Raw genomic sequence first — 26,497 nt, 5'->3', positions numbered from 1 at the left:
TTCGTATTGGTTTAATGCTTCACGTTAACCGTGAGTGATCACGTTCTGCTGCACTAATGCATCCAGAATATCCGAAGGCATAGTGCCACTTAAGGTTAGTTGTGGCGCAAGGTCTTCAACCACAATCACCTGTTCGGTGGTACCTACACCATCAGGGTTGATCGTAAGCTCAATATCATCCCCGTCCACTTTCGCGTCTATCTGCTGCAGTAACGCTGTCATGTCTGGTGAAGTATTCTTCAACTCTGGCAACACTTCTCTTAGGTCGATCTGGTCTCCTTCAGACAGGCTGAAATCAGTGATGGTGTCTTCAACGCCATCTTCGATATTAAGCCATACGAACGAATCCATACCAGCGCCACCAGTCAGGATGTCTGAGCCTCCACCGCCAATCAGGGTGTCATTACCGTCACCGCCAACAAGCGTATCATCACCCGCTCCACCCACAAGTCGGTCATTTCCTGACCCGCCAGTGAGGTTGGTATCAAAGTCACTCGCTAAAAGTTGCACATCGTCTGTTTCAGAAGACAGATCGAGATCGATTGGGTTCGCAACTATATTGAGGTTTAGATCAATGTTTTGAGATATCGCAATATCGTTATTCTCCGTTTCCTCAGATACCGCCTCAACCTTCAACGTGTAGTTACCAGGAGTTAACGGCTTACCAGCTGATGGTTGCTCGACGAGTCTGAGACTATCAATCGCATCAGCCGTCGCTATCCAAGTGTCACCTACTAGCGAAACCGTACCCGCATCACTGGCCACATTAACACCATCCGGAACATCACTGATCTTCAACGTTAACTCTTCAGTAATATCCGTCAATGCAGCAACAATTCCGACTAAAGCGACTCCACTATTAGCGACCACTGATGAGCTGGTCGTAATGTTTCTCACGTAGTTAAATGTCGGGTCGATAGACAAGGTTGGCGCATTCGCCACAGGTGTCACTGCAATATCATAGATCACAGGTGTCGTTTCTATCGCGATACCAGAAGGGTTTCCGCTGTCTTTAGCGATGACTTCTAATCCAATACTATTGGTTGGAGATAAACTCGCATCGAGGTAGACACCACTTGGACTGGTTGGCGTATCAATTAGAGCATTCAAATCGTTAAGAGTACCGACTAAGATGACCGAACTGGTATTGTTGCCGTTAACCATCACCGTCGTCACAGCCGGAAGTGATACATTCAATGTACCGTAATCCACTGTCAGCGTGACTGTCATTAAGTCATTAGCATAGGAATCAACATAATCGGGGTCAGTGACATTAATGCCACTCAACAACTGACCGGCGTCTTCGTTAATTAAATTAGTGACGTTGTCACCATTAACAATAGGCGTATCGTTAACGCCTTGCACCACAACACTGATTTCTGCTGTATCCGTTAGGAAGTCATCAGCCCCGTTGGTTGTGCCATTGTCTTCCACGGTGTAAATGAATTTAACGTCGCCATTGTAATCATCGGCTGCTGTGAATACCCAATATGGGCCGTTGATCGAGTTGTCATCCGCACCACCGACATTTTCGAACTTCTGAATCTGTCCCTGACCTTGGTCGATAACGACTCCAGTCACGGTAATGGCATCGCCCTCAGGATCAGTCGTCGCTACAATCAGGTCTTCAGCTTTGATGATCAATTGGCCTTCTTCAAGCATGGTACCCAAGTCAACATTGGTTGCCACTGGCTGATCATTCACTTCTGTCACCACAACGCTGATTTCTGCAGTATCCGTTAAGAAGTCATCAGCACCGTTAGTCGTGCCATTGTCTTCTACGGTATAAGTGAACTTAACGTCCCCGTTATAATCATCTGCAGCCGTAAATACCCAGTATGGGCCATTAATCGAGTTGTCGTCCGCACCACCGACATTTTCGAACTTCTGAAGCTGCCCCTGACCTTGGTCGATAACGACTCCAGTCACGGTGATGGCATCGCCCTCAGGATCGGTCGTCGCTGCAATCAGGTCTTCAGCTTTGATGATCAACTGACCTTCTTCAAGCATGGTACCCAAGTCAACATTGGTTGCTACCGGTTGGTCATTGACTTCTGTTACTACAAGGCTGATTTCCGCATTGTCTGTTAGGAAGTCATCCACACCGTTGGTGGTACCATCATCGATGATGCTGTAATCGAATTTAACGTCACCGTTGAAATCATCAGCAGCCGTAAATATCCAAAATGGGCCCGTAATCGCAGCGTTATCAGCACCACCAGCGTTTTCAAAGCGCTGTAATTGACCTTGGCCTTGAGTAAGGGTCACACCCGTTACGGTGAGGTTATGATTTTCAAGGTCAGAGCTTGCTGTAATTAAATCACCTTCAACGATAACAAGCTGGCCTTCCTCGGCAATCGAGCCCAGATCAACGTTGTTTGCCACCGGAGCATCATTCACTTCCGTCACCTTAATGGTGAAGGTAGTTTGATTGGTTTGAGCGGTATTCGGATCACCCGCGTCAATCAGACCGTTATTACCACCGTCATCGAGCGTTGCATTGATCGTCACTAACCCACCCTGACTAAGGTAATTCTGGTCTGGGTCTGGTTTGAAGGTCACCGCTCCATTGGTCAATGCCGTATTGATGTCGGCCTCTTTACCCGTAATCACCAGCGAGCCATCAGATTGCAATACAAACGTCACATCTGGAGAGCTTGTAAACTCAAATACGCCCTGTGCTCCCGGCAATGTTTGGTCAATTTCCAACGTCAGTACATACGGTGCATCCGGGTTATCAAAATTAGCGTCTACGTCGTAGATGCTAAAGTTGTCAATCGCCACACCACTTGAGTCTTCTTGCGTTTCAATGTTGGTGACATTCACAAACGTTGGTTGATCGTTAATAGGATCAATCACTAAATCAACATCGAAGCTCGTTGGAGTACCTAAGTATTCCGTGTTGTCAGCGTCTGTATCCACAGAGCGAACCGTAATTTGCAATGGCCCATTGATACCAAGCGCATTGCCTGTATCACTATTATGTTCTCCAGAATTGAATACGATCTTATCGAGTGACTGTGCAGGAACATCTAGCGTCCAGATCTGCGTCGCTGGATCATAGCTAGCTAAGGTGGTTCCGTCTGGATAGTAGATAGAGGCATCTTGAGGTACACCAGCCACCTCTACACGAAGTGTCTCTGGCGCATTTTCGGTATACGTGCCGCTGCCTGTTGCAGATAGCTCTTTATCCAAAATAGTCGCATTGATTTCGATATCAATGTTTTGGCCTTCATTGCCAGTAACAGAGTCCGTTGGGTTGGTGTCAACATCATCACCCACCGGCACCACATGCAGCTTAAAGCTTGGTAGATTCGAGGCTGCAGTAGGCACGCCTAACAAGGATTCTTGAGTAAAGACAGCAACGCCAAATTCCGCCGTACCACTGAAGTTTTTAGGCGGTAGAATCGAAATCTCACTCAAATCAAATGACAACCCTGAAGCTTGAGGAAGTTGAACACTCCACTCACCACCACCATTGTTCTTCACTGTATAAGCAGAGCCCGGGTCTGCACTCATTAAGAAGCCATCGGGTACACCGGTGAACTTAATCGAAACGAACTGCTCTGAGCCGTCTAGGTCAGTGAGCGCAATGGAGACTGGCCCTGTTCCCGATAGAGAAATAGCTTGATCTTCATTGCCCGTGATCTCAATGACATCAGGATCACTACCCGGCCCTGTTACAAGCACATCATCAACCACAGGAACGACTTCAAAGCTGACACTGGTAGAGAAAGTATCGGTATCAGTCGCGCTGCCAGTTGGCGAAGCTGCATCATTGTAAGTAGCAGTATCGGTAATCGTCCCGCTGACATTCACTTGTACTTGGTTAATATCGTTACCCGTTGGGTAATTAGGAGCAGGACGGAACAATACATTATCCAGAGCACCAGCATTAATTTCCGCTTCATTGAAGGTCACGGACGTACCAAGCGATACACCCGCGCTTGTGTAAAATGCACCGACACTTGTGTCATCCAAAGTCAGCGTAATAGATGTGAATTTTTCGTCACCACCCTCAACCCCACTGACTTGATCAGTAATGGTTGTGCTGAAATCAAGCTGAATGTAAGTATCTTCGTAACCCACCGGATCTTGTCCAGGTTGACCGTCAGTATCGACAGGATTAAATGAATCATCGAGCGAACCAACAACCGTAACATCAATGTCTGGATTACCTTCAACGTCAGGAGCAACTTTAATAACTACATCGGTCACCAAGGTTTTCTCATCACCAGAAAGTGTATCTTTGGTTACTATTGTGATTGGTAACCTAAAGTCGCCAGAATAGTCAGCAGGCAGGTTCAATAATAAACCCGATGAATCGATGGCTACGCCCTGTTCGATTGTCGTCTCGTAAACATATTTCCCGTTCACAAAGTCAACATCACTTGTTCCCGACAGGCTAATTGGGAATGATGTAGTAGCATCAATGACCAGAGTACCATCAATGATCACCGTCACTTGGTCAGTAGAATCATCGCGACCCGTAAAGCTTAAAATGCCGTTTAGTGCCGCGCCGAGATCAAGTTGTGTATCTTCGACCGCATCGATAACACTGTCTGGCACAATCGCAATATCTGCGGCAACTTTGTCAGGAGCCGTCAGCACTTCAGGGTAAGAAAGCGTTACTTCCCCGGTGCGCTGTACTTGGGCTGAAGTTTCATTGTTGGCATCACCTGGATCTGATACTAAGGTGAAAATTGTCATCTTGATATCATTGAAATCAGTAGCCACATCATCCGCATCATTTTCAGGGGTGAAATCTAATCCATTGGGCGCACTGACGCTAAAGGCATCTTCATTGGTCACAACCCAACGGCCACCGCCTTCGTAAGAGGCGCCTGTGACCAAAAGTTGCCCTAAAATATCATCAGATAACGCGCTTCCGTCGGTGTTAGTCAACTGAACAATCACTTCGTCGACTTGCTCTTCTACTGTGCTTAAATCCGTTTCTTGGTATCGGACGACGTATTCATCCGAAATTGATGTGTTATCACTGTTAGTTGTAAATTTAATGACACCATTAGCATCAGCCGTAATCGTAGTGAGATCTCCAGAGCCATCTTCGTTTGAAACGACAATCTTGTTGTCGGCATCGCCAGGTTCAACGACAGGTCTTACACGCACATCAATCGTACCTGTAATCGTCGCGGTAACGATGCCCTGACCAGGATCAGTTGCATCAACATACTCATGATCTCGCTCTTCAATCATGACAACCGTACTAAGCGTAAAGTCTGTACTTGAATCTTCTTCGGGTGTTATCTGAATAAAATTATTGTTCAGCGCAATTTGAGTAAACTCTTCTGCCGTCTGTCCACTCTTCGGAGTAATGGTTAAAGTGCCTGCTGCGGCATCGTAATTCCAAATTACATCACCGTTTACAACCACACTTGCAACACCACTTGGAATGCCACTGATGACGATTGAAGGGAAGTGCTCATCATCGTCAATGTAATCAGTGCCCTCTGGGTGCCAATCAATGTTGATCGCCGTATCTTCGTCCCCACGAGTTACCGTATTGTAGGTTGCTGAGGTATCAATCCTAGGCTCAACTAATATGCGAATTTCCTGATCAAAAGAGAGCGTATGACCATCATTCTCAGTCACGATCACTTTACCCTGGATATGGATATTCTCTGTCGACGAATCAACAGGTCTAATACGGATACCTGAAGTTTTCCCCGCTTCAGTGATGTTCGCTTCGTAGATAGGTTTAGATAGATCAGGGCTACCGCCCGGTCCCGTTTCATAACCAACAAAGTTCAAGTCAATCACGGTACCATCGCCATCTTCCAGAATAACGCCGTCAGGGATGCCTGAAAGAATAACCGTTATCGACTCTGAGCCATCGTCAGGTAATGGTGTTGTGCCGCTATCTGGTCTTCTCTCGCCCGACAATACAGTGAAATCTAGCTCAGCAAAGGTATCACCATTTTGGCTTTCTTGGATTGTGGTTTGAACGCCAGATGTTGTGCCATCAGTAATTGCTGTCCAAGCCGTGCCATTCGTTCCGCCATAAGGAGTATCAGCAACACCTTTCACCTCAACATTAACCGTTTTAGTCCCCAGGATTTCTTCGTCGACTTGAGCACCCGTTGATAGGTTTGCAGTGTCTTTGACTACGCCCGTTACATCGAAGGTGAAATCTACATTGCTGTGTTTGGTTGGAACAACCTCAACGTTTGCCAAATCGGAATACGCTATTTCTTGGTAATCGATACCATTAATAGTGACTGTTGGAACGACATTCGTGGTCCCTAGGAAATAGAGCACCGCACCTTCAGTAATATTGCTGATACGAACAAACAACTCTTCAGAGCCGTCAGCGTCCACCGAGCCGTTCATGGTGATCACTTCGTCCAGCGTGAAGGCATCTTTGTTAGCCAGAGGACCGATATAATCTGGATCATCAATGTTGTCTTCGTTAATACGAATCCTGTTAACACTGAAGGTTCCCGGATCGGCATCGGCAGTCACATCAATGATAATATTCTGTTCGACAGAGCGAGCAGTTGTCTTATCGTTTGCTCCGCCATTCGCCGCGTCATCGTATGGGTTGAGTGCCTCTTCTGTAATGGCTGTCGCTTTGAATTCAATTTGCCCAGAGAAGTTATCGATTGGGTTAACCACAGTGCTATTAATATCTGCAGCAGCGATAACGTAAACACCATTAACCGGTGTTAAAACATTGCCGCTTTGATCAAGTAATTCAAACTTGCCGTCGCCTTGAACAGCTTCAAGCTCATAAGTGATGGTTTCCGTTTGGCTATTGTCTTGTGACTCTGCATTCAACTGCAGCGTGACATTGTCTTCATCTTCATTCACTTGATATTGATACGTGCTATTGGCGTCATCCCAAGTCGCGATGTCCGCCACCGCTTCAATTTCGATTCTGAAGTTTGAATTGATAGTGTGATCCAGTGAACCATTGTTATCAATTTCGAGTTCATAGCGAACTCGGCCACCAGTTTCATCTGAACTAGCGTGTTGATCAGGGACGAAAAATAGGTTTTCTATCGTCGCGATAGTTTGTCTTGGTTCATTCGGATTTGGAGCAAAGCTTTGTTCGAGTTGAGGAGGACCAAATATAATGCTCCCATTTGGCTGAGGCACTAATTCAATGTACTTAGAGCTAACACTATCAAAGTAATAAAAAGTACCTTGGTGACTGTCACCTCCATTCGGGCTTTTAATCGTCAACTGCCCAATAGATTCATTGTTATCTTGGTCGTATAAGTTAACTTGCAGAGCAACTTGCGCTGGCGCATTAGGCAGACCACTTTGGTTATCTTGATCATTCTCAAAAGCGGGTTCATCACCCGATGCGTAAGGTATCGTTAAATCTCTACCCGCATCCTCAAACGTAGTCACTTTCAGCGAGATAGCTGACGAATTTCGATCTGTAATAGTGATATCTAATGGTGTTTCTGATGTATCTAAATCCCCATCTGTTGCAATCACATTAATAGAGAAATCTATTGTCTCACCGTTATGCTCTAGATAACTGTTAGCTCTAAACTCAACCTCACCATTTGAGTTAATACGCAATCGACCAAGTTCACGGGTATCAACACCTCCATTGGTCTGCTCGTATACTCGAACCTCTTGACTACCATTGTTTAAATCGAAACCATCACTGTAAGGCGCACTATTTCCTGTACGGAAAACGATATCAGCGCCATTGCTAGTAATACCTTCAATTCGACTCAGAACAGCACCATCAGCACCCACATCCGTCGCATTGGCAAACATGTCGACTTTGGAGTTACCATAGCCCTGACCTTCAAGACGAGTAATCGACTGGGTTGTCACCAGTGGAACATCATCAGTCACGGTAATTTTCAAATCGATAGCATTCGACTGGTCTTGGTCGAAATCTTCGGCCACGACAGAGAAATCAAGCTCTATGGTGTTTTCATCCGTGCCATCAGGGTGTTTAAGTGGTTTGAACAACTCAAATTGATAACTGTTGTTTGAGGTATCAAAAATGATTTCAAACACAGGCTGATTGCTAGTTACCGTCTGTGCAACATAAGTGAAGGTTGTACCGCTTTGTGAAACAGGCAGCCACTCTAGGCTTTCTCCATCAGAAGTTAAGCCTGCAATCACTAAGTTTTCATCGACCAATTCATACTTAACAACACCATCAGCACCTTCATCAACGGTGAATAGTCCATTAATAATGGTATCTTCGGATTGATCAGAACCAATCCCAGCAAGATCATCTTCATCAACTACCGTCTCACCTGTTGGCGCACTCATTACTGGCACATCATCGAGCACTTCGATCGGCAATACATACTGATTAGAGTCATCACCGTCACCATCAACCGCAACAACATCAAACGGAATCGTTAAGGTATTGGAATTCGGGCTTGTTGGATGGTTTAGAGGACCTAGCAACGTAAAGGTATAAGAGCCGTCATTCGCTAGCGCGAGCGTGAAGATAGGAGTCCCGCTTGTCGTCGTACCTTGATAGGTCGTTGTGTTCGCAGCTCCTGTGACTTCTGTAATAGAAATCGCTTCGGTTCCAGAGTTCAATGTCGCTTCAAGCGCAGAGATATTACGCAGTTCGTAAACCTCTACTTGGTCTGCACCTTCTGTGGTAACAAATGCACCTGTTGCTTGAGACACCACAGATCCAAGATCATCTTCATCAACCACAAATGTGCTGGTCGCTGTCGTGTCAGTAATGACAGGCACATCATCGGTTATAGTAACGGTCAGAGGTTTCATCGCAGAATCAGTATTGTCTTGGTCAAGTGCGATCACTGGTAACGTGAATATTTGATCATTATTACCCTGAACTGGCAAATGATCTAACTCTTCCAACAAGGTGAATGTGTACTCTCCTAGAACCATGCTGCTAAAGGTGATGGTAAAGATATCCGTTTGGACACCGCCGCTTTCAACGTAACCAATATAATTATCGCTGTTCAGAGGATCTTCTTTTAGCTGAACCACCAAACCATCCGCTTTCAGATCGCCAGACGTGTTGAACTGAGTGGTATCAATACGGAAGTGGCTCACATCATCACTTCCTGCTGTGAAAGTAATGGTTTCAGTTTGGCTCACAGGTAATCCCGGTGAAGAGCCGTCGACCAGATTCGCTTCTTCCAATGCAACCGTTGGTACTGTGTCTATAACTGGTGGAGCACCATCTGCAATAGTCAGCGTCACTGTTGAAGTGACAATATCGCCATCTTTATCTTCCGATGTCACCGTAATGGTCTTAACGATGTTACCACCCGAATGATCGAGATTACGGTTAGGTTCGAAACGTACATCACCTTCAAGATTGATAAACAGAGAACCTTCAGTGAACACAAATTCTTGCTCACCCGTGTCGGTTTGTACTAGTGACTCTTCAGGTTGGCTGCCATAGGTAAACTTAGTGATTGTGGCGCCATCTGCACTTTGCGCAGGCATCACATCAAATGTCGTTGTGGTAGGTGTGCCCGTGCTTGGCTCTGTGATGCTAAGAGCACCAGATTGCATCAATTGAACATCATCACTGATGGTCACAGAAAGCGGTTTAGACTGTGAAATATCGCCATCGGTGTCTTGTGCATATACCGACAAGTCAAAGCTGAGATCGTTGTTTCCTAATCCGTCGACATGATCCAAACGCTCTAACAAAGTAAACGTGTACTCACTCGGGTTAGTGTTATCAAATTCTAGGGTGAAGATAACTTTCTCAACACCTGAGCCGTCCGTTGTGAATGCTACGTAATCACCGGAACCAGCAGGCTCTTCACGCAAGCTCAATTCAAGGCCATCAGACTTCAATACACCGCTGGTATTAAACAACCCTACTTCGACGACAATCTTCTCGATGTCATCACTGCTTGCGAGTGAAGTAATGGTTTGGGTCACGCTGACTGGGCTGCCACTCGGCGTTGAACCATCAGCAAGTAAGCTTTCAGACAAGCTAACACTCGGAACGACATTCAACGTTGGTCCATCACCATCAACGATAGTGAGTGTGACCGTTGAAGAAGAAATATCCTTATCAAAATCAGAAGAAGTAAATTCAATCAGCTTAACAATATCGCCTGCAGAGTGGTCAAGATTACGATTTGGTTCAAACCTTACATCACCATCCAAAGTGACAAACAGCGAGCCTTCAGTGAAAACAAATTCCTGCTCACCGCTGATGCTTTGATCCAAAGTAATCGCAGAGCCACCGTCATAGGTGAACTGTGTAATGGTTGCCCCATCAGCACTTGGCGTAGGCAATACATCAACGGTCGAGGTAGTTGGTGTGCCAGTATTTGGCTCTGTGATGGTTAACGTACCATCTTGCATCTGTTGGAGGTCATCTTGAATGGTGACAACAACATCACGCTTAACTGAGTCATCACCATCAGTATCAACCGCATAAACAGGTAAATTGAAATTAAGGTCGTTATTAAGCGCGCCATCAAGGTGATCGAGAGCCTCAATCAGCGTGAAGGTGAACTGACCTTTATTGACACTATCAAAATCAATGGTGAATACATTGGTTACGTTACCGGCCCCGTCATCAGTAAACCCGATGTAGTCGCCAGGTGAAGCAGGATCTTCTTTTAGCTGAACAACAAGACCATTTGATTTCAGCACATCACCAGGATTGAATTCGTTGGTTGCAATTCTAAAGTGGCTTAAGTCATCACTACCCACGGTGTAGGTAATGGTTTGTGTTGAACTTACCGCAGAACCACTCGGCGTTGAGCCATCTGCTAGGTTCACTTCCGATAAGTTTACGCTAGGAACAACATCGATGACCGGATCAATACCATCTTGGATCGTTAATGTGACATCCGCGGTATCAGTATCGTTATCAAAGTCGCTGGTCGTTACCACAATCGTTCTAACAATATCACCAGCTGAATGATCCAGATTTCGATTTGGCTCAAAACGAACTTCGCCTTCAATCGTGATGTACAGTAAACCATCGGTTACGGTAAACACCTGCTCTGTCGATACATTCGGATCCAAGGTGACAGCAGTACCACCATCGTAAATAAATTGGGTGACCTTTGCGCCATCTGCACTTTGAGTCGGCATTACATCGATGGTTGGCGTAGTTGGTGTGCCTGCCACTAGATCCGCCAATGAAGGCTCAACAATATTCAATGACCCGTCTTGTACACCTTGTACATCATCGGTAATGGTCACTGTCATTGGTGACATCGCAGACTCATCACCATCGGTATCCACTGCTATAACAGGCACATCGAAGTTTAAGGAGTTGTTCTGCAAGCCATCCGCATGGTCTAACGCTTCAAGCAGCGTAAACGTGTATTGCCCTAAATTGGTGGTTGAGAAACTGATTGTGAAGACGTGGGTTTCTACGTTAGCACCGTCTTTTACAAAGCCAATATAGTTTCCAGAGTTCGCTGGCTGCTCTTTAATCTCAACCTCTAAGCCATTCGACTTCAAAGCCCCCGAAGTATTGAACTGAGCAGGGTCAATTCTGAAATGACTAACATCATCACTACCCTCGGTATAGGTAATCACTTGAGTCATCGATACTGGGTTACCCGTTGGCGCAGAACCATCAGCCAGATCGACTTCAGAAAGACTCACGCCAGGAATGACGTTGATGATTGGCAGATCGCCATCGGTAATGGTTAGCGTGACTGTCGAAGTCACCACATCACTATCATAGTCACTTGAACTGACCACTATCGACTTAACGATATCCCCGCCCGAGTGATTAAGATCGCGGTTTGGTTCAAAGCGCACATCGCCTTGCAGCGTGATATAGAGTGAGCCTTCAGCAACCACAAACTTTTGCTCACCCGCATTACTCTGGTCAAGCGTAAACACTGTGCCATCGTAATTGATTTGGGTAATGGTCGTGCCGTCTGCCCCTTCTTGATCAAGAACATTGACGGTCGTGGTTGTCGGCGTACCCGCGGCTAAGTCAGCCACTGTCGGCTCTTCAATGCTGAGAGCGCCATCCACCATGACTTGAATGTCATCGGTAATCGTTACAGCCAGAGGCGACATCAGAGAGTCATCGCCATCACTATCGACCGCGTACACCGGCAAGTTGAATGTTAGGTCGTTATTACCTTGAATTGGTGTATGGTCAATCGCTTCTATAAGCGTGAAGGTGTATTCACCTAAAATCGTGTTGCTAAATGCAAGTGTGAAGACCGTGGTTTCTACATTTGAAATGTCCGTAGTGAAGCCGATGTAGTTACCCGAACCCGCAGGCTCTTCTCGAATCTCAATAACTAAGCCATCAGACTTCAGAGTACCGCCAGTATTAAACTCACTCGGCTCAATGCGGAATTTTACAACATCATCACTTTGGTTGGTAAAAGTGATGGTTTCTGTTTGGCTAACCGCACTACCACTTGGTGATGAGCCATCAGCCAGATCAGCTTCTTCAAGTGCAACACTCGGCACCGCATCGATAGTCGGGTTGTCGCCATCGGTTATGGTCAAAGTTACGGTCGCAGTCACCGGATCGTTATCAAAGTCATTGGATGTCACGACTATCGACTTAACAATGTCTTCGCTCGCGGAATGGTCTAAGTTACGGTTGGGCTCAAAGCGCATCTCACCTTGAAGGGTGATGTACAACTCACCTTCTGTGAAACTGAATTGCTGTTCGCCTGCGATGCTCTGATCCAACGTCTTAACGATTCCACCAAAAGAAAACTCAGTAACCGTTGCACCATCAGCACTTTGGTTTGGCATTACATCAATGGTATTGGTTATTACCGTACCATCAGCCAGATTTGGCTCAACGATATCTAACGTACCGTCTTGCATGATTTGAACATCATCGCCGATGGTTACATTGAGTTGAGACACCAAAGAATCATCGCCATCGCTGTCTACCGCATAGACCGGAAGATCAAAGCTCAGATCATTGTTCGCTAGACCATCTGCATGATCTAACGCTTCCAATAAAGTAAAGGTGTATTCACCAAGAGTCGAGGTCGAGAAGCTAATCGTGAACACTGGAATTTCAGCATTTGAACCATCAGTAATGAAGCCGATATAAGTACCTGGATTCGCTGAATCTTCTTTTATCTCGACCACAAAACCATTCGATTTCAGTGCGCCGCCGACATTGAACTCGGTAGGTTCAAGACGGAAACGGGTCACATCATCACTTTGATTAGTAAAAGTAAGCGTCTCAGTTTGACTTACAGCACCGCTACTTGGCGCTGAGCCATCAGCAAGATTAGTTTCAGACAGAGTAACACTTGGCACCGTATCAATGGTCGGGATATCACCATCAGTAATCATCAGGGTGACTGTCGATGTCACGGTATCCTTATCGAAATCGCTTGAGGTGACCTCGATCTGTTTAACGATATCTCCGCTAGTATGGTCAAGATTACGGTTCGGCTCGAAGCGAACGTCACCTTGAATAGTGATATACAGTGAACCTTCAGCAACTACGAACTTCTGCTCGCCAGTATTATTCTGGTCAAGCGTTAATACAGTCCCGCCATCATAAGTAAATTGTGTGATGGTCGCGCCGTCTGCCCCTTCTTGATCAAATACATTAACGGTAGTTGTCGTAGGTGTACCCGCAGCCAAATCAGCAACCGTTGGCTCGACAATATTGAGAGCTCCATCTTGCATGATTTGAACATCATCACCGATGGTCACATTCAACTGTGACACCAATGAATCGTCGCCGTCGGTGTCTACCGCATAAACAGGAAGGTTAAAGCTAAGATCGTTGTTCGCTAAACCATCCACATGGTCTAATGCTTCTAACAACGTGAAAGTGTATTGACCGAGGGTAGTACTAGAGAAACTGATCGTGAACACGTTGGTTTCGACGTTCGAACCATCAGTCACAAAACCGATATAGCTACCTGGTGTGCTTGGGTCTGCTTTTAGCTCAACCACCAGCCCATTTGATTTGAGCGCCCCACCAACATTGAACTCTGTCGGTTCAATACGGAAACTCGCCACATCATCACTTTGATTAGTGAAGGTAATCGTCTCTGTTTGACTTACTGCAGCACCGCTTGGCGTAGAACCATCACTCAAATTAGTTTCGGATAAAGTAACACTCGGGACATTATCAATCGTTGGGATGTCACCATCAGTAATAGTCAACGTGACCGTAGAAGTAACAACATCATTATCTGAGTCGCTTGAAGTCACAACTATCGACTTAACGATGTCTCCACTTGTATGGTCGAGATTACGGTTTGGTTCAAAGCGCACATCACCTTGCAGCGTGACATAGAGCGAACCTTCAGCAACCACAAGTTTCTGCTCTCCCGTATTGCTCTGGTCAAGCGTAAACACTGTGCCGTTGTCATAATTGATTTGGGTGATGGTCGTGCCGTCAGCCCCTTCTTGATCAAGAACATTCACGGTCGTGGTTGTCGGTGTGCCCGTGGCTAAATCAGCCACAGTCGGCTCTTCAATCGTAAACGCGCTATCTGCCATGACCTGGATATCATCGGTGATCGTCACTGCAAGAGGCGACATTAGAGAATCATCGCCATCGCTATCGACTGCGTACACTGGCAAGTTAAACGTTAGGTCGTTGTTACCTTGAATTGGTGTGTGGTCAATCGCTTCTATCAGCGTAAAGGTGTATTCGCCTAATGTCGTGCTACTAAATGCTAGTGTGAAGACTGTGGTCTCGACATTTGAATTGTCGGTGGTGAAGCCAATGTAGTTACCCGATCCCGCTGGCTCTTCTCGAATCTCAATCACTAAACCATCAGATTTTAGAATACCGCCAGTATTAAACTCACTCGGCTCCAAGCGGAATTTTTCAACATCATCACTTTGGTTGGTAAAAGTGATGGTTTCTGTTTGGCTAACCGCACTACCATTCGGGTTCGAACCATCACTCAGATGAGTTTCAGATAAGCTAACCGTTGGAATAACATCAATGGTTGGGGTATCACCATCAGTGATGGTCAGTGTAACCGTTGAAGTAACCGAATCTTTATCGAAGTCACTTGAGGTCACCACAATCGACTTCACGATGTCTTCGCTCGTGGTATGGTCGAGATCGCGGTTTGGTTCAAATCGCACCTCACCTTGGAGCGTGATGAACAACTCGCCTTCAGTGAAACTAAACTGTTGCTCGCCAGTATCATTCTGGTCAAGCGTTCGAAGTTGACCGTCATAGGTGAACTGAGTAATCGTCGCGCCATCTGCACTTTGATCCGGCATTACATCGATAGTATTCGTTGTAACCTTACCGTCAGCCAGATTAGGCTCAACAATACCTAATGTGCCATCTTGCATGATTTGAACATCATCACCTCTAGTCACATTAAGTTGTGAGACCAATGAGTCATCGCCATCGCTGTCTACCGCATAAACTGGAAGATCAAAGCTTAGATCGTTTTTATCTAGGCCATCCACATGGTCCAACGCTTCCAACAAAGTAAAGGTGTATTCACCAAGAGTGGTGGCCGAGAAGCTAATCGTAAACACTGGTATTTCAGTATTTGAACCATCGGTAATGAAGCCGATGTATGTGCCCGGATTCGCTGAATCTTCTTTTATCTCTACCACAAAACCATTCGATTTGAGTGTACCACCTACATTGAACTCGGTTGGCTCAATGCGGAAATTCGCCACATCATCACTACCAGCGGTAAAGGTAATCGTATTGGTTGTGTTTACTGTGCTTCCACTTGGTGTAGAACCATCAGCTAGATTCGTTTCAGATAAAGTAACAGGCGGAATCAGATTAATCGCCGGGTTTTGACCATCGGTAATGCTTAACTCAAGCGTTGAAGTATCAGTGTCCCCATCGCCGTCTTCTGCTAAGAATGAAAACTGTTTTACTATAGTTTCACTACTTGAGTGGTCGATATCACGAGCGACTTCAAAACTGAAATCACCGTTTAATGAGATAGTGACAACACCCTCAGTAAAACTGAAAGTTTGAGTAGCATCGGGGAGCAGGCTTTGATCTAGCGAGTAATCAACACCATCATAATTAAACGATTGAATTGTAGAGCCATCTGCACCTTCAAAGTTGAATAGGTTATACGAAACCACGGTATCGCCCGCTAGAGTCGGCTCAGTGACAGATTCAACCTTATCGACTAACTCAACAACATCATCTGTGACATTAACGAGAATCTCAGCAGCTTCTGGTGTGTTCGAACCTCCAGATAGTGCAGAGCGGTCGCCATCTGCATCAACGGCATAAATTGGCAATGCAAAGGTCAACAACGCGTCTTCAGCGCCTTGGTGAGAAAGCTCTTCATACAGATTAAATTCGTAGCTGCCTAATGAAGGGCTATCGACTTTAACGTCAAAGACTGTAATTCTCGAACCATTGACCTCAACATAACCTTCGTAAGTTCTTACACCGTTGGTTTCATCAATCAACTCAAGTAGCACAGCCTCGCCATTTGAAACCAAGCTGCCACCAGTATTAAACTCTGCTGGTTCAAGTTCATAATGGTCAATGATATCACTTTCAAAAATGTCCGCGGTGATACTGCCGCTGCCTGAAACTGGCGCCGTGCCCTCTTGTGAGCCGCCAACAATGCCCGCTTCATCAACATCAATACTGTCAACATTAGTGATAACAGGGCTATCACCATCAGTGATGGCAATGTTGATGGTATTGGTTACAACATCTTGGTCAAAATCGGTAACCGTGATTGGTAATGCAAACAAAAGAGTGTCGGAGCTCACTTCTTCGATTGGCTTAAACTGTTGGAAATTGTACGTGCCATCGGTATCAAGCGAGATAGTGAGAACAACCTCACCTCGGCCTTGGATGGACAGAGTAATCGTTGTTCCATCATCAGAAAGTCTGGCAAGCGTGTTTTGATTATCACTAAGCAACCCATCAAACTGGTCCAGAGCACTAGCATCAAAGACTGCCGATTGAAGATGATCACTTCCAATAATCGAAAAGGTCCCTTCGATAGCTGCACTACTAGTTTCAACGTTAGTGATAGTCACGCTTTCTGCTGACGGGTCCTCCCAGTCAAACACCGTAACTTGTGCGCTGATTGGTGCTGCTATCGGGTTTCCTGCGGAATCTTCACCTTGAACATCAAAGGCAATATTAATTTGATCGCCAGTATAAGAAACCTGGCCACCACCAATAGAAGGCACATGGTCAATAGGTTGAGAAACTGTTGTGGTCAGCGATAGTTCAATGTTATTTCCAACACTGATAGCTTCAATATCAATGCGTAGTACTTCGTCCGAACCTAGAACACCGACGATAGAATTGGTCGCCGCATCATAAGTGAACGTAACGGGCTGACCACTTGAGGTAATATCACTGTTTAGTTCATTGAGTAGTGAAGCAAGGGATAGTGCTTCTGGAGCGAAGGAATCAGGAGAGAGAGCCAAACTACCAGCAACAATCGTTTCGATAATCGTTAAGGATTGAGGATAGGTATTGCCTGATATCGAGCCTTCATGGAGCTCTTCACTAATAGATTGACCACCAGCTGAACGGGTTATCGTTCTGAACTCTTCTCTGTCTTCATCAACGGTTTGTTCTGCTAGACCAGCGGTCTCAAAGAATGTCGATGGCTGAGTTTCGGTGTAGTTATAATCAATCGTCACAAAGCCAGCATTTGCAGAACCTAATCCGCCACCAGCAGCCGTTGCCTCTAAGATTTGAGTCGGATCCGCACCACCTAAAATGGCTTCTTGAATTGCAGCAAAGTCGTCTTCGGTGAAGGTTTCTGCGTCTGTTTGCTGTAAGTCAAAATTAACCTCACCGGCGACTGGAGCGTCTACCCATGCGGCAGTCTCATCAACACAGCCAACACAATTCTCTCCAACCGGAATCGAATCATTCTGAACGCCTAATACAAGCTCTGACTTGTTGGCCGTAATCACGATCTCATTTTCACGGATGATATCGCCAACTGAAATCTTTCTTGCGCTGCCGTCAGGCTTAACTACGACGACATCTCCACTAGTTGCTTCAACTACCGCAACCTGGCGCGAAACTTCGATATCCATATATCCCCCGTTGTCACAAAGCACTATTCTCTAGAGCTGTGAAAATTATTTGTAATAGCAATTTCAGGTTTTAATTAAACACATATTTAGCTCTCATCAATGGCAATCCATTGTTATGCCCAATCGGCTTGAAAAGAGAGAAGTATTTCACCTGTTTTTTTATAGTTTACTTACCCTTAAGCCTAGTCTTCCCCATAAAAAATGCCATGTCTGTGCGACGAGACGTCTTTTCACAAATCTAGGTATTGTGGCTGGGATTTGAAAACCTGAGTTAAAAGTTAGTAGGATGCTGATTTATATGCAAATAAACGCACAATGTAATTGCACCTCTTCGTTTTATAAATATATACAGTAATAAGGTTGATAAATCATTAGCGAATATGGGGTATTAATAGAGGTGAGATATGCGTTAACAGCAAAGCAGAGGTAAGTCCCATATTTGAGACAACAGCCAGAGTAAAGATGATGTTTTTCTACCCAGAATCAATTAAACGACTTGCATAAGCAACACCTGATAGCGCATTAATTCATAACAGGGAGAAGCTGCTCATTTCCAACGATGAGTTACTCTATTTGTCCACCACCAAAAATAAAAAAGCCCACTAAGTTGAACCTTAGTGGGCTTTAAAATCAGTATGTAGCGTTACGCTGCTAACAATCAAACACTATGATTTAGCGAGGCGATTTGCAGTCCAAACGTAAAGTAGCTCGAGGGCAATCGTCGCACCAGCTAATGCCGTAATCTCACTTTGGTCGTACGCTGGAGACACTTCTACAACGTCCATACCAACCATATTGATACCCTGTAAACCGCGGATGATTTTCAGAACTTTATCTGAATTCAAACCGCCGCATACCGGTGTACCTGTACCCGGAGCAAAAGCAGGATCCAGACAATCGATATCAAACGTTAGGTAAACTGGCTTATCACCAACAATGCCTTTCACTTGAGCAATGATCTCGTCCACGCTCATGTCGTTCGCTTGCATCGCGTTAATTACGTTAAAGCCGTGACCTTCCTGCTTGTATTCTGTACGAATACCAATTTGCACTGAATGTTCAGGCGAAATTAAACCTTCGTTTGGCGCATGGTAGAACATAGTGCCGTGATCGTAACGACTGCCCTGACTGTAAGTGTCAGTGTGCGCGTCGAAGTGAATCAGAGCCATCTCACCGTACTTCTTGCCGTACGCTCTAAGCAAAGGCAGTGTAATGAAGTGATCGCCACCTAAACCTAACAAAGTTTTACCACTGTTTAGAATCGCATCAGCAGCCGCTTCTAAACGCTGAGTCAGGTCTTCTGCATCACCACAATCAAACACAAGATCGCCAGCATCAATCACCGAGGTATGTTCAAATACATTGAAGTCCCAAGGGAATTTTTTGCCTTCCCACGCCAAGTTAACTGACGCACGACGAATCGCATCAGGGCCCATACGAGCACCCGGTCGACCAGACGTCGCCATATCTAACGGCGCACCTAGCACAACCACATCAGCATTATTGTCGATTGGGTTCTGCACCAATGGACAGCGCATAAACGTCATCGCATTGGAATACAGCGAGTAATCTGGTTTCGTAAATAGATCGTTCATTAAAAATCCTCAAGATAGGTATAACCCATCAAGCCTTGCTCTAACTCTTCAAGTACGCTTTGCTGCTCTTGAGCTGGTACTTTAGCCGTTACCAATTCTTTGTAGTTCTGACGAATTAGGTCCATATCAATGTGAACGTAACGCATCATGTCTTCTACTGTGTCGCCTTCATTGATGTAGTCAATGTTCGCTTCTCCGCTCTCATCAACATTCACCACGACACTGTGCGTGTCACCAAATAGGTTATGCATATCACCCAAGATCTCTTGGTATGCACCTACTAGGAAGAAGCCCATTAGGTATGGTTCATCTGGGTTCCACGCAGGCACTGGCAATGTTGTTTCAATGCCTTGGCCATCAACGTACTGATCAATCGTACCGTCAGAATCACAGGTGATATCCAATACCACAGCGCGTCGCTCGTCCGCATTATCCAAACCACTTAGAGGCAATACAGGGAATACCTGATCGATACCCCAAGCATCTGGCAACGATTGAAACAACGAGAAGTTCACGAAAAACTTATCAGCCAAACGCTCGCTCAACTCATCCAAAATTGGACGGTGGTAACGGTTCTTTGTGCTCATACGAGTGCTTAGCTCGTAGTTGATACGCAAAGACATCTGCTCAGCCCAAGCACGGTGCTGAAGGTTCAGCATACCGGTCGCAAATTGGTTGTGTGCTTCGGCAATATCACTCTGCGTGTCGTTGTAGATCTCAATCAACGCACGGTCATCGTTACCAGCATCGAGCTCTAAGAAGTTCTTCCACATGTTGTTAAGCAACAGTGGTGCGTCTGCTTCTGGCGCTGCCATATCTTCCGGTGAGTAGCTTTCAGTACCAATCACGTTGGTGATCAACACAGCATGGTGCGCAGTCAATGAGCGGCCAGACTCCGAAATAATTACAGGTTGTGGTTGATTGTAGAGCTTACAAATATCCCCGACTGTCATCACGATATTACGAGCGTACTCAAGCAAGCCGTAGTTCATTGAGTTTGAAGATTGGCTGCGCGTGCCGTCGTAATCGACCGCCAAACCACCACCAACATCTAAGAACTTCAGTTGAGCGCCAATATCACGCAGTTCACAGTAGAAACGAGCCGCTTCACTTACACCATTTCTCACATCACGAATGTTCGCCATTTGCGAACCTAGGTGGAAGTGCACGAGTTCAAGAACATCCAGCTGGTCTTCTGCTTTCAAGCGTTCGATAACGGTAAGCACTTGTGATGCAGACAAGCCAAACTTCGACTTCTCACCACCACTTGCTTGCCATTTACCCGCGCCTTGAGAAGCAAGACGGATACGTAAACCCAAACGAGGTTTCACACCAAGCGCTTTCGCTTCAGAAAGAACAAGATCAAGCTCAGACAATTTCTCTAGAACGATAAATACCTTGTGCCCTAACTTCTCGCCAATCAGCGCAAGACGGATGTATTCTCTGTCTTTGTAACCGTTACATACGATCACAGAGCTCGCTTTTTGAGCCAACGCCAATACCGCTAATAGCTCAGGCTTGCTGCCCGCCTCTAGGCCTAGCTGCTTCTGCTCTAATTGAGCTTGGCTCGCTAAGATCTCATCAACCACTTCTTTTTGCTGGTTAACTTTAATCGGATAAACAAGTAGGTAACGGTTGTCGTACTGATACTCTTCGATCGCTTGGTTAAATGCGTTACAGATATTGTGCACACGCTGATGCACGATTTGAGGAAAACGCACAAGAGCAGGCAAACCAATATTTCTTTGCTCTAACTGTTTTACGATCTTACTTAGTGGGACTTGATGATCCGTTTCGCTCGGTGATACATACACTTCACCGTTATCATCAATGCCATAAAAACCTTGGCTCCAGTGCTTTACATTATACTCAGCACGGATGCGTTCCAAATTAACCGAATTTTCCAATTCTAGAGACCTCACACTATAGGGCCATCGACAGAAGATACCTCTTTGGAATAGCGAGGTATAACCCAACAAAAAGCGTTCAAAAACGATTTGTTGGCTGCATTAACCGATATTATTAAGAGTGAGTCCAACCATTGATATTTGTGGTTACGATTACGTTTTTTTATCGACAGATCGACTTAAAGTGACAGCTAAGGAATTACAAGGTTTTAGGGTAAAAAACAGGCTGAAGCGCATTAAATATAAAGCAATTTCTCACATAAAATTAGGGAGACAAAAAGTGCAGTAACCATAAGATTCTTAGTAAATTGAGTGAGGTTAAGTCAGAGTTGTGACAAATATAAGCACTTCCCAATCTGAACTTTCACTATCACTGCCATAGCGGGTGTCCCCTAATTCAATGCCGATTAATACTTCCTTCTTCCAACTAAAAATCGCTCACTTCAATGTTTTAACCGCTCAATTATTGAACTTTTCTTGCGCATATCTTGTATTCGGCTAGATATTCTTGTAATTTCAACCGACCAACCAATCGGTCAGCATTCAAATTTAGGGGATACCATGAGTCATAATCTAGACCTTGAACCAAACACGTCGAACACCAACGACATGGATCAACTGTTCAACCGACAAAAAGATCACTACCGCAATAATGTAAATCCGACACTAGGACAGAGAAGAGCCGATCTCGCAACGCTCAAGTCATTACTAATGCGTTATCAAGAAAAGTTGATTGAGGCAGTATCAGAAGATTATGGCCATCGAGCAAAGCACGACAGCTTAATCGCTGACATCACCCCTTCCCTACACCAAATCAATTACAGTGATAAAAACCTTAAAAAATGGTTGAAGCCTTCACGACGTAAAGCCGGTTTGATGCTAACACCAGCTAAGATTACTGTTCATTATCAGCCTGTGGGCGTGGTCGGTATTATTGTTCCTTGGAACTTCCCGGTGATGCTCTCTTTAGGTCCTCTGATCACAGCGTTGGCGGCAGGTAACACGGCAATGCTTAAGATGTCTGAGTTCACCCCTGCAACCAACCGTGTGTTAAAAGCGATGTTGGCAGAAGGGTTCAGTGAAAATCAGGTTGCGATTATCGAAGGCGAAGCGGATGTTTCCGCAGCATTTAGCCAGCTGCCGTTCGACCATATTCTATTCACTGGGTCGACCGCTGTAGGAAAGCACGTTATGAGAGCTGCAGCCGCGAACTTAACGCCAGTGACACTTGAGCTAGGTGGAAAATCTCCAACTATCATCGCTCCTGATTTCGATGTCGCTGACGCCGTTGAACGTATCTTGTTTGCCAAGAGCTTGAACGCAGGTCAAATCTGTGTCGCACCGGATTACATCTTGCTGCCACGAGAGAAAGTCGAGGCATTTATCACCGCTTACAAGCGCTACTTCAAGAAGCTCTATAAAGCGGGAATTGAGAGCAAAGACTTAACCTCAGTGGTTAACATGCGCCAGTACAATCGATTAAAAAGTGTGGTTGACGATGCGAAGTCAAAAGGTGCTGTGATACACACCGTCACCGAGCAGGCACAAGACGACGTGAACCATAGAATGACACCGCACCTTCTCACCGAAGTGAATGATGACATGGTGGCAATGCAAGAAGAGTTGTTTGGCCCTGTGCTTCCTGTCGTGCCTTATGATTCGATTGAAGAAGCGATAAGCTACATCACCACTAGAGAACGTCCACTTGCGCTGTACCTAATGAGTCACGATAAACAGACTCAAGACCGATTCTTATCAGACACACACTCAGGCGGTGTTTGTATTAACGACTCTCTAGTACATGTAGCAGCAGAAGACGCACCGTTTGGTGGTATTGGCCCTTCAGGCATGGGACACTACCACGGCATTGAAGGCTTCAAAACGTTTAGCCATGCGAAAACCGTGTTGACTCGAGGCAAGATCAACTTCACTAAGTTGATGCACCCTCCATACAACAACCCAATCAAAAAAATGATGTTCAAAGTACTGAATCGATGATTACAAAAAGGCAAAAAATCCTAGATGCTGCGCTCCTACTCTTCTCTCAACAAGGGTTAGAGGGCACATCTACTGGGCAGATAGCGAAGACCGCAGGTGTAGCAAAAGCGACGCTATTTCATCACTTTGAAAACAAATCTCTACTGATTGATGAACTGTTTCGTGAACTGAAAGTAGAGCTATTTTCTACTCTTGACCAGCACGCAGAAGTCGCTGAACAAAACCGCTATCAAGCCTTTAAATTCATGTGGATGACAGGGATTGAGTGGGCATTAGAAAACCCAGTCGCCATGAAGTTCTTCACCAATGTTCATTTTGACCCAACGACTCAAACTCGTGAAGTCATCGTGTCGCAGATGTTCGCATCACTCGATGACATCGTACTGAAAGGACAAGAGGCTGGTGAGTTAATGGTGTTAGACATTAATCTTGTTAGACACTTCATTCACAGCCATTTTTTGATTTGTGCAAACTGGCTAATCGAACAGGACGAGTTATCGCAAGAGCAATCAGCCAAGTACATTAATGATAGCTTTGATATGTGTTGGCGTGCCATTGGTGGTCAAGCGCAGTAACTCCCAAAGTGCTACAGCTCGATAAAGCAGACAGGCACCTAAACAGTTAGATTAGTTAGGCGAGTATTGTTGCGGATACTCGCCTTTCTCAATTGAGACAAGTAAACTACGCGCCTCGAACATCTATTCATAAGGCTAAGGTTTGCATACTCTAGAACAATTAAAATCAGGGCAACTTAAAGGTATTAAGCGCTTAAAACTATCAGAAGGTCTCACTGAGTTTCCATTAGAAATATTGGATCTCGCCGATTCACTAGAAATTCTGGATCTTTCGGGGAATCAACTATCAGACTTACCTGAAGAGTTATCACAGCTGACTCACCTGCGTATTATCTTCGCGTCGAATAACCTATTTACGCACCTTCCTGATGTTCTTGGGTCACTTCCTAAACTTGAAATGATCGGTTTCAAGACCAACCAAATCAAAACCGTGAGTGAAGAGTCTCTGCCACCTCAATTACGCTGGTTGATCCTGACAGATAATGCAATCGAGGTTCTGCCTAACTCACTGGGTGAAAGACCAAGACTGCAAAAGCTGGCACTCGCAGGCAACCAGCTTCGCGCTTTACCTGAGAGTATGGAAAAGCTATCCAACCTCGGACTAGTTCGGTTGTCTGCAAACCAACTGACGGAATTCCCAGAGTTCCTTATTAAGCTTCCGAAACTGGCTTGGTTAGCCTTTGCGGGTAATCCATTTTGCAAACACCCGAGCAGCTTAGATAGCGTGCCAGCGGTGAGCTCGCAATGCTACTCATTGAACCAAGTGCTTGGCCAAGGCGCATCAGGCGTGATATCTCACGCTAATTGGTCAAACAGTGATTTTGATTTCCCTCAGGAAGTGGCAGTTAAAGTATTCAAAGGCGAAGTAACAAGCGACGGCTACCCACATGATGAACTGGAAGCGTGTCTTCAAGCTGGTCACCATAGCAACCTAGTGAAGTCTATCGCTCAAGTGGACGAGCAAGATTACCTTGCATTGGTAATGGAGCTTATCCCAAGCAGCTATTACAACCTAGGCTTGCCACCGACACTCGAGACTTGCACCCGTGATACTTTCCCAGAAGATTTCGAACTTCCAATCGCGCAAATCGACAACATCGTTACTCAAATGATTGATGTATTTAATCACCTACACGACAACAAGGTGTGCCACGGTGATTTGTATGCGCACAACACCCTAGTCAATGAGCAAGGCCAAATGATCTTTGGTGACTTTGGCGCTGCAACTATCTATGGCTACCTAACTGAAGAACAGCAACAAGGCATTCGTCGTATCGAAGCTCGCGCATTAAAGTACTTTATTGATGACTTGCTAACGGTTTGCGCGAAACAAGATGTTGGAAGTGAACTGCACTCTCGCCTAACAAACTTTGAAGCGTAAACGCCGTAGATAAACAGAACTTAAAGAATGCTAACGCTTAGTTAGCTTCGCCAGAAACAACAAAGCCAACATCACTGTTGGCTTTGTTGTTCCTGGGAATATTGCTCACTTTAGTAAGCTCGATGAAAGGAGTTAACACTCAGCTTGCACCAGCTTCAGATACGAATGCAGGTCGCCGTTCTTATATTCCACCGCTGAATGGATATTAAGATCTGCCCTAGCAACAACCGCAAATTGATATCGGTTATCGCCCTTAGTAATCTCAACGTGCAATAAGCCGTCTTTTAACTGCCATTGCCCTACCGTTTTAAAGCGGTCAAACAAACGGTACTCCGTTAGAGTGCCATCCGCTTTAAAATGCACTTCAGTAATGTAACCACCCGGGCAGCTTTTTACCCAAACACGGTTTTCAATATCACTGACAACAAAGTCGCGCTTGGTTGCACGCCAAACTAAAAACGCTTCGCTGTCGTAAAGATCGATGTCGAGATCGGTACGAGGAATTAACGGCTGGTCAGTTTGCTCACGACAATAAAGTTGAAGCAAGATTTGCTGCTTAGTGTCGCTCGAGAACTCAGTCATAATCCCTCCTATCTATCCAAGAACTGTACTAAACGTGCGTTGTTAGCGATTAAACCAGCTCGTAGGATACAACGTAAAGCTGAGAAATACCTGGGTAGATATCTTGAATCACGTCTTTCAGTACTTGCAGCGTCATGTTCTCTTGCTGAGCATGGAACTCACCTAAGTCATCAAACAAAATTGGCTCAACGCTGATGATCTTAAGATTACAGAACACACGGTCTTGCTCTAGCGTCGATACTTCCACAACACTGCCTGGCTGGTAGTCTCGCTCAGATTCATCACGAATAGTAATCGTCTTTTTGCCAGATAGGATGTCAGTTTCAAAACGTTCGAAGAACGTCATAGTGGTCGGTGCGGTCATTTATTTCGGTCGCTTTACATTTAAAGGTTAGGTAAATGTTTATATACCAGAATGCGTGTTCAAGCGAATAAAAATTAGGTGCGGGATGCGATATGCGATATGCGATATGCGATATGCGATATGCGATATGCGATATGCGATAT

The 26,497-nt window shown here is 45.3% G+C and carries 8 protein-coding genes; 3 read left to right on the top strand and 5 right to left on the bottom strand.

Features of this window, described 5'->3' with window-relative positions; genetic code table 11:
* Positions 1–24: 24 nt before the first annotated feature.
* The 3 genes from ACED45_RS10100 to speA all read right to left on the bottom strand — a co-directional run bounded on the left by ACED45_RS10100 (position 25) and on the right by speA (position 21,454).
* The gene (locus ACED45_RS10100) at positions 25–17,952 is read right to left on the bottom strand and encodes a retention module-containing protein (RefSeq protein ID WP_371713917.1); all 17,928 of its coding nucleotides are present in this window, start codon (positions 17,950–17,952) and stop codon (positions 25–27) included.
* A gap of 665 nt (positions 17,953–18,617) precedes the next feature.
* A complete protein-coding gene (gene speB, locus ACED45_RS10095; RefSeq protein WP_371713916.1) occupies positions 18,618–19,547 on the bottom strand; it encodes an agmatinase in 930 nt (309 codons plus the stop codon).
* The gene (gene speA, locus ACED45_RS10090) at positions 19,547–21,454 is read right to left on the bottom strand and encodes an arginine decarboxylase (RefSeq protein ID WP_105057850.1); all 1,908 of its coding nucleotides are present in this window, start codon (positions 21,452–21,454) and stop codon (positions 19,547–19,549) included. The genes speB and speA overlap by 1 nt, the downstream gene beginning before the upstream one ends.
* A 561-nt stretch (positions 21,455–22,015) precedes the next feature.
* On the opposite strand from speA, the gene ACED45_RS10085 reads away from it, so the two are divergent.
* From ACED45_RS10085 to ACED45_RS10075, 3 genes are all read left to right on the top strand, one after another.
* Positions 22,016–23,452, top strand: a complete 1,437-nt coding sequence (locus ACED45_RS10085; RefSeq protein ID WP_285954380.1) for a coniferyl aldehyde dehydrogenase — start codon at positions 22,016–22,018, stop codon at positions 23,450–23,452.
* The gene (locus ACED45_RS10080; protein ID WP_146489905.1) at positions 23,449–24,027 is read left to right on the top strand and encodes a TetR/AcrR family transcriptional regulator; all 579 of its coding nucleotides are present in this window, start codon (positions 23,449–23,451) and stop codon (positions 24,025–24,027) included. Before ACED45_RS10085 ends, ACED45_RS10080 begins: the two co-directional genes overlap by 4 nt.
* 142 nt (positions 24,028–24,169) lie before the next feature.
* Positions 24,170–25,408 (top strand): leucine-rich repeat-containing protein kinase family protein, encoded by a 1,239-nt coding sequence (locus ACED45_RS10075; RefSeq protein WP_371713915.1) that lies wholly within the window; start codon positions 24,170–24,172, stop codon positions 25,406–25,408.
* Positions 25,409–25,540: 132 nt separating this feature from the next.
* Here the strand turns inward: ACED45_RS10075 and ACED45_RS10070 are convergent, their stop codons facing one another.
* Positions 25,541–25,990, bottom strand: coding sequence for a hypothetical protein (locus ACED45_RS10070; RefSeq protein WP_371713914.1), 450 nt, complete (start codon positions 25,988–25,990; stop codon positions 25,541–25,543).
* Between the two features lie 49 nt (positions 25,991–26,039).
* Positions 26,040–26,354, bottom strand: a complete 315-nt coding sequence (gene yqfB / locus ACED45_RS10065; protein WP_017063603.1) for a N(4)-acetylcytidine aminohydrolase — start codon at positions 26,352–26,354, stop codon at positions 26,040–26,042.
* Positions 26,355–26,497: the final 143 nt, after the last annotated feature.

Origin of the sequence: Vibrio crassostreae (assembly GCF_041439375.1) — a bacterium.
Lineage (GTDB): Bacteria > Pseudomonadota > Gammaproteobacteria > Enterobacterales > Vibrionaceae > Vibrio > Vibrio crassostreae_D.
Note: the sequence above shows the minus strand (reverse complement) of the source record. Positions and strands in the feature narration are given on the sequence as shown.

What these genes read in the sequence shown, in the direction of transcription:
- yqfB (WP_017063603.1), bottom strand. Translation starts at nt 26,354, where the DNA reads ATGACCGCACCGACCACTATGACGTTCTTCGAACGTTTTGAAACTGAC.
- speB (WP_371713916.1), bottom strand. Translation starts at nt 19,547, where the DNA reads ATGAACGATCTATTTACGAAACCAGATTACTCGCTGTATTCCAATGCG.
- ACED45_RS10085 (WP_285954380.1), top strand. Translation starts at nt 22,016, where the DNA reads ATGAGTCATAATCTAGACCTTGAACCAAACACGTCGAACACCAACGAC.
- ACED45_RS10080 (WP_146489905.1), top strand. Translation starts at nt 23,449, where the DNA reads ATGATTACAAAAAGGCAAAAAATCCTAGATGCTGCGCTCCTACTCTTC.
- ACED45_RS10070 (WP_371713914.1), bottom strand. Translation starts at nt 25,990, where the DNA reads ATGACTGAGTTCTCGAGCGACACTAAGCAGCAAATCTTGCTTCAACTT.
- ACED45_RS10100 (WP_371713917.1), bottom strand. Translation starts at nt 17,952, where the DNA reads ATGGATATCGAAGTTTCGCGCCAGGTTGCGGTAGTTGAAGCAACTAGT.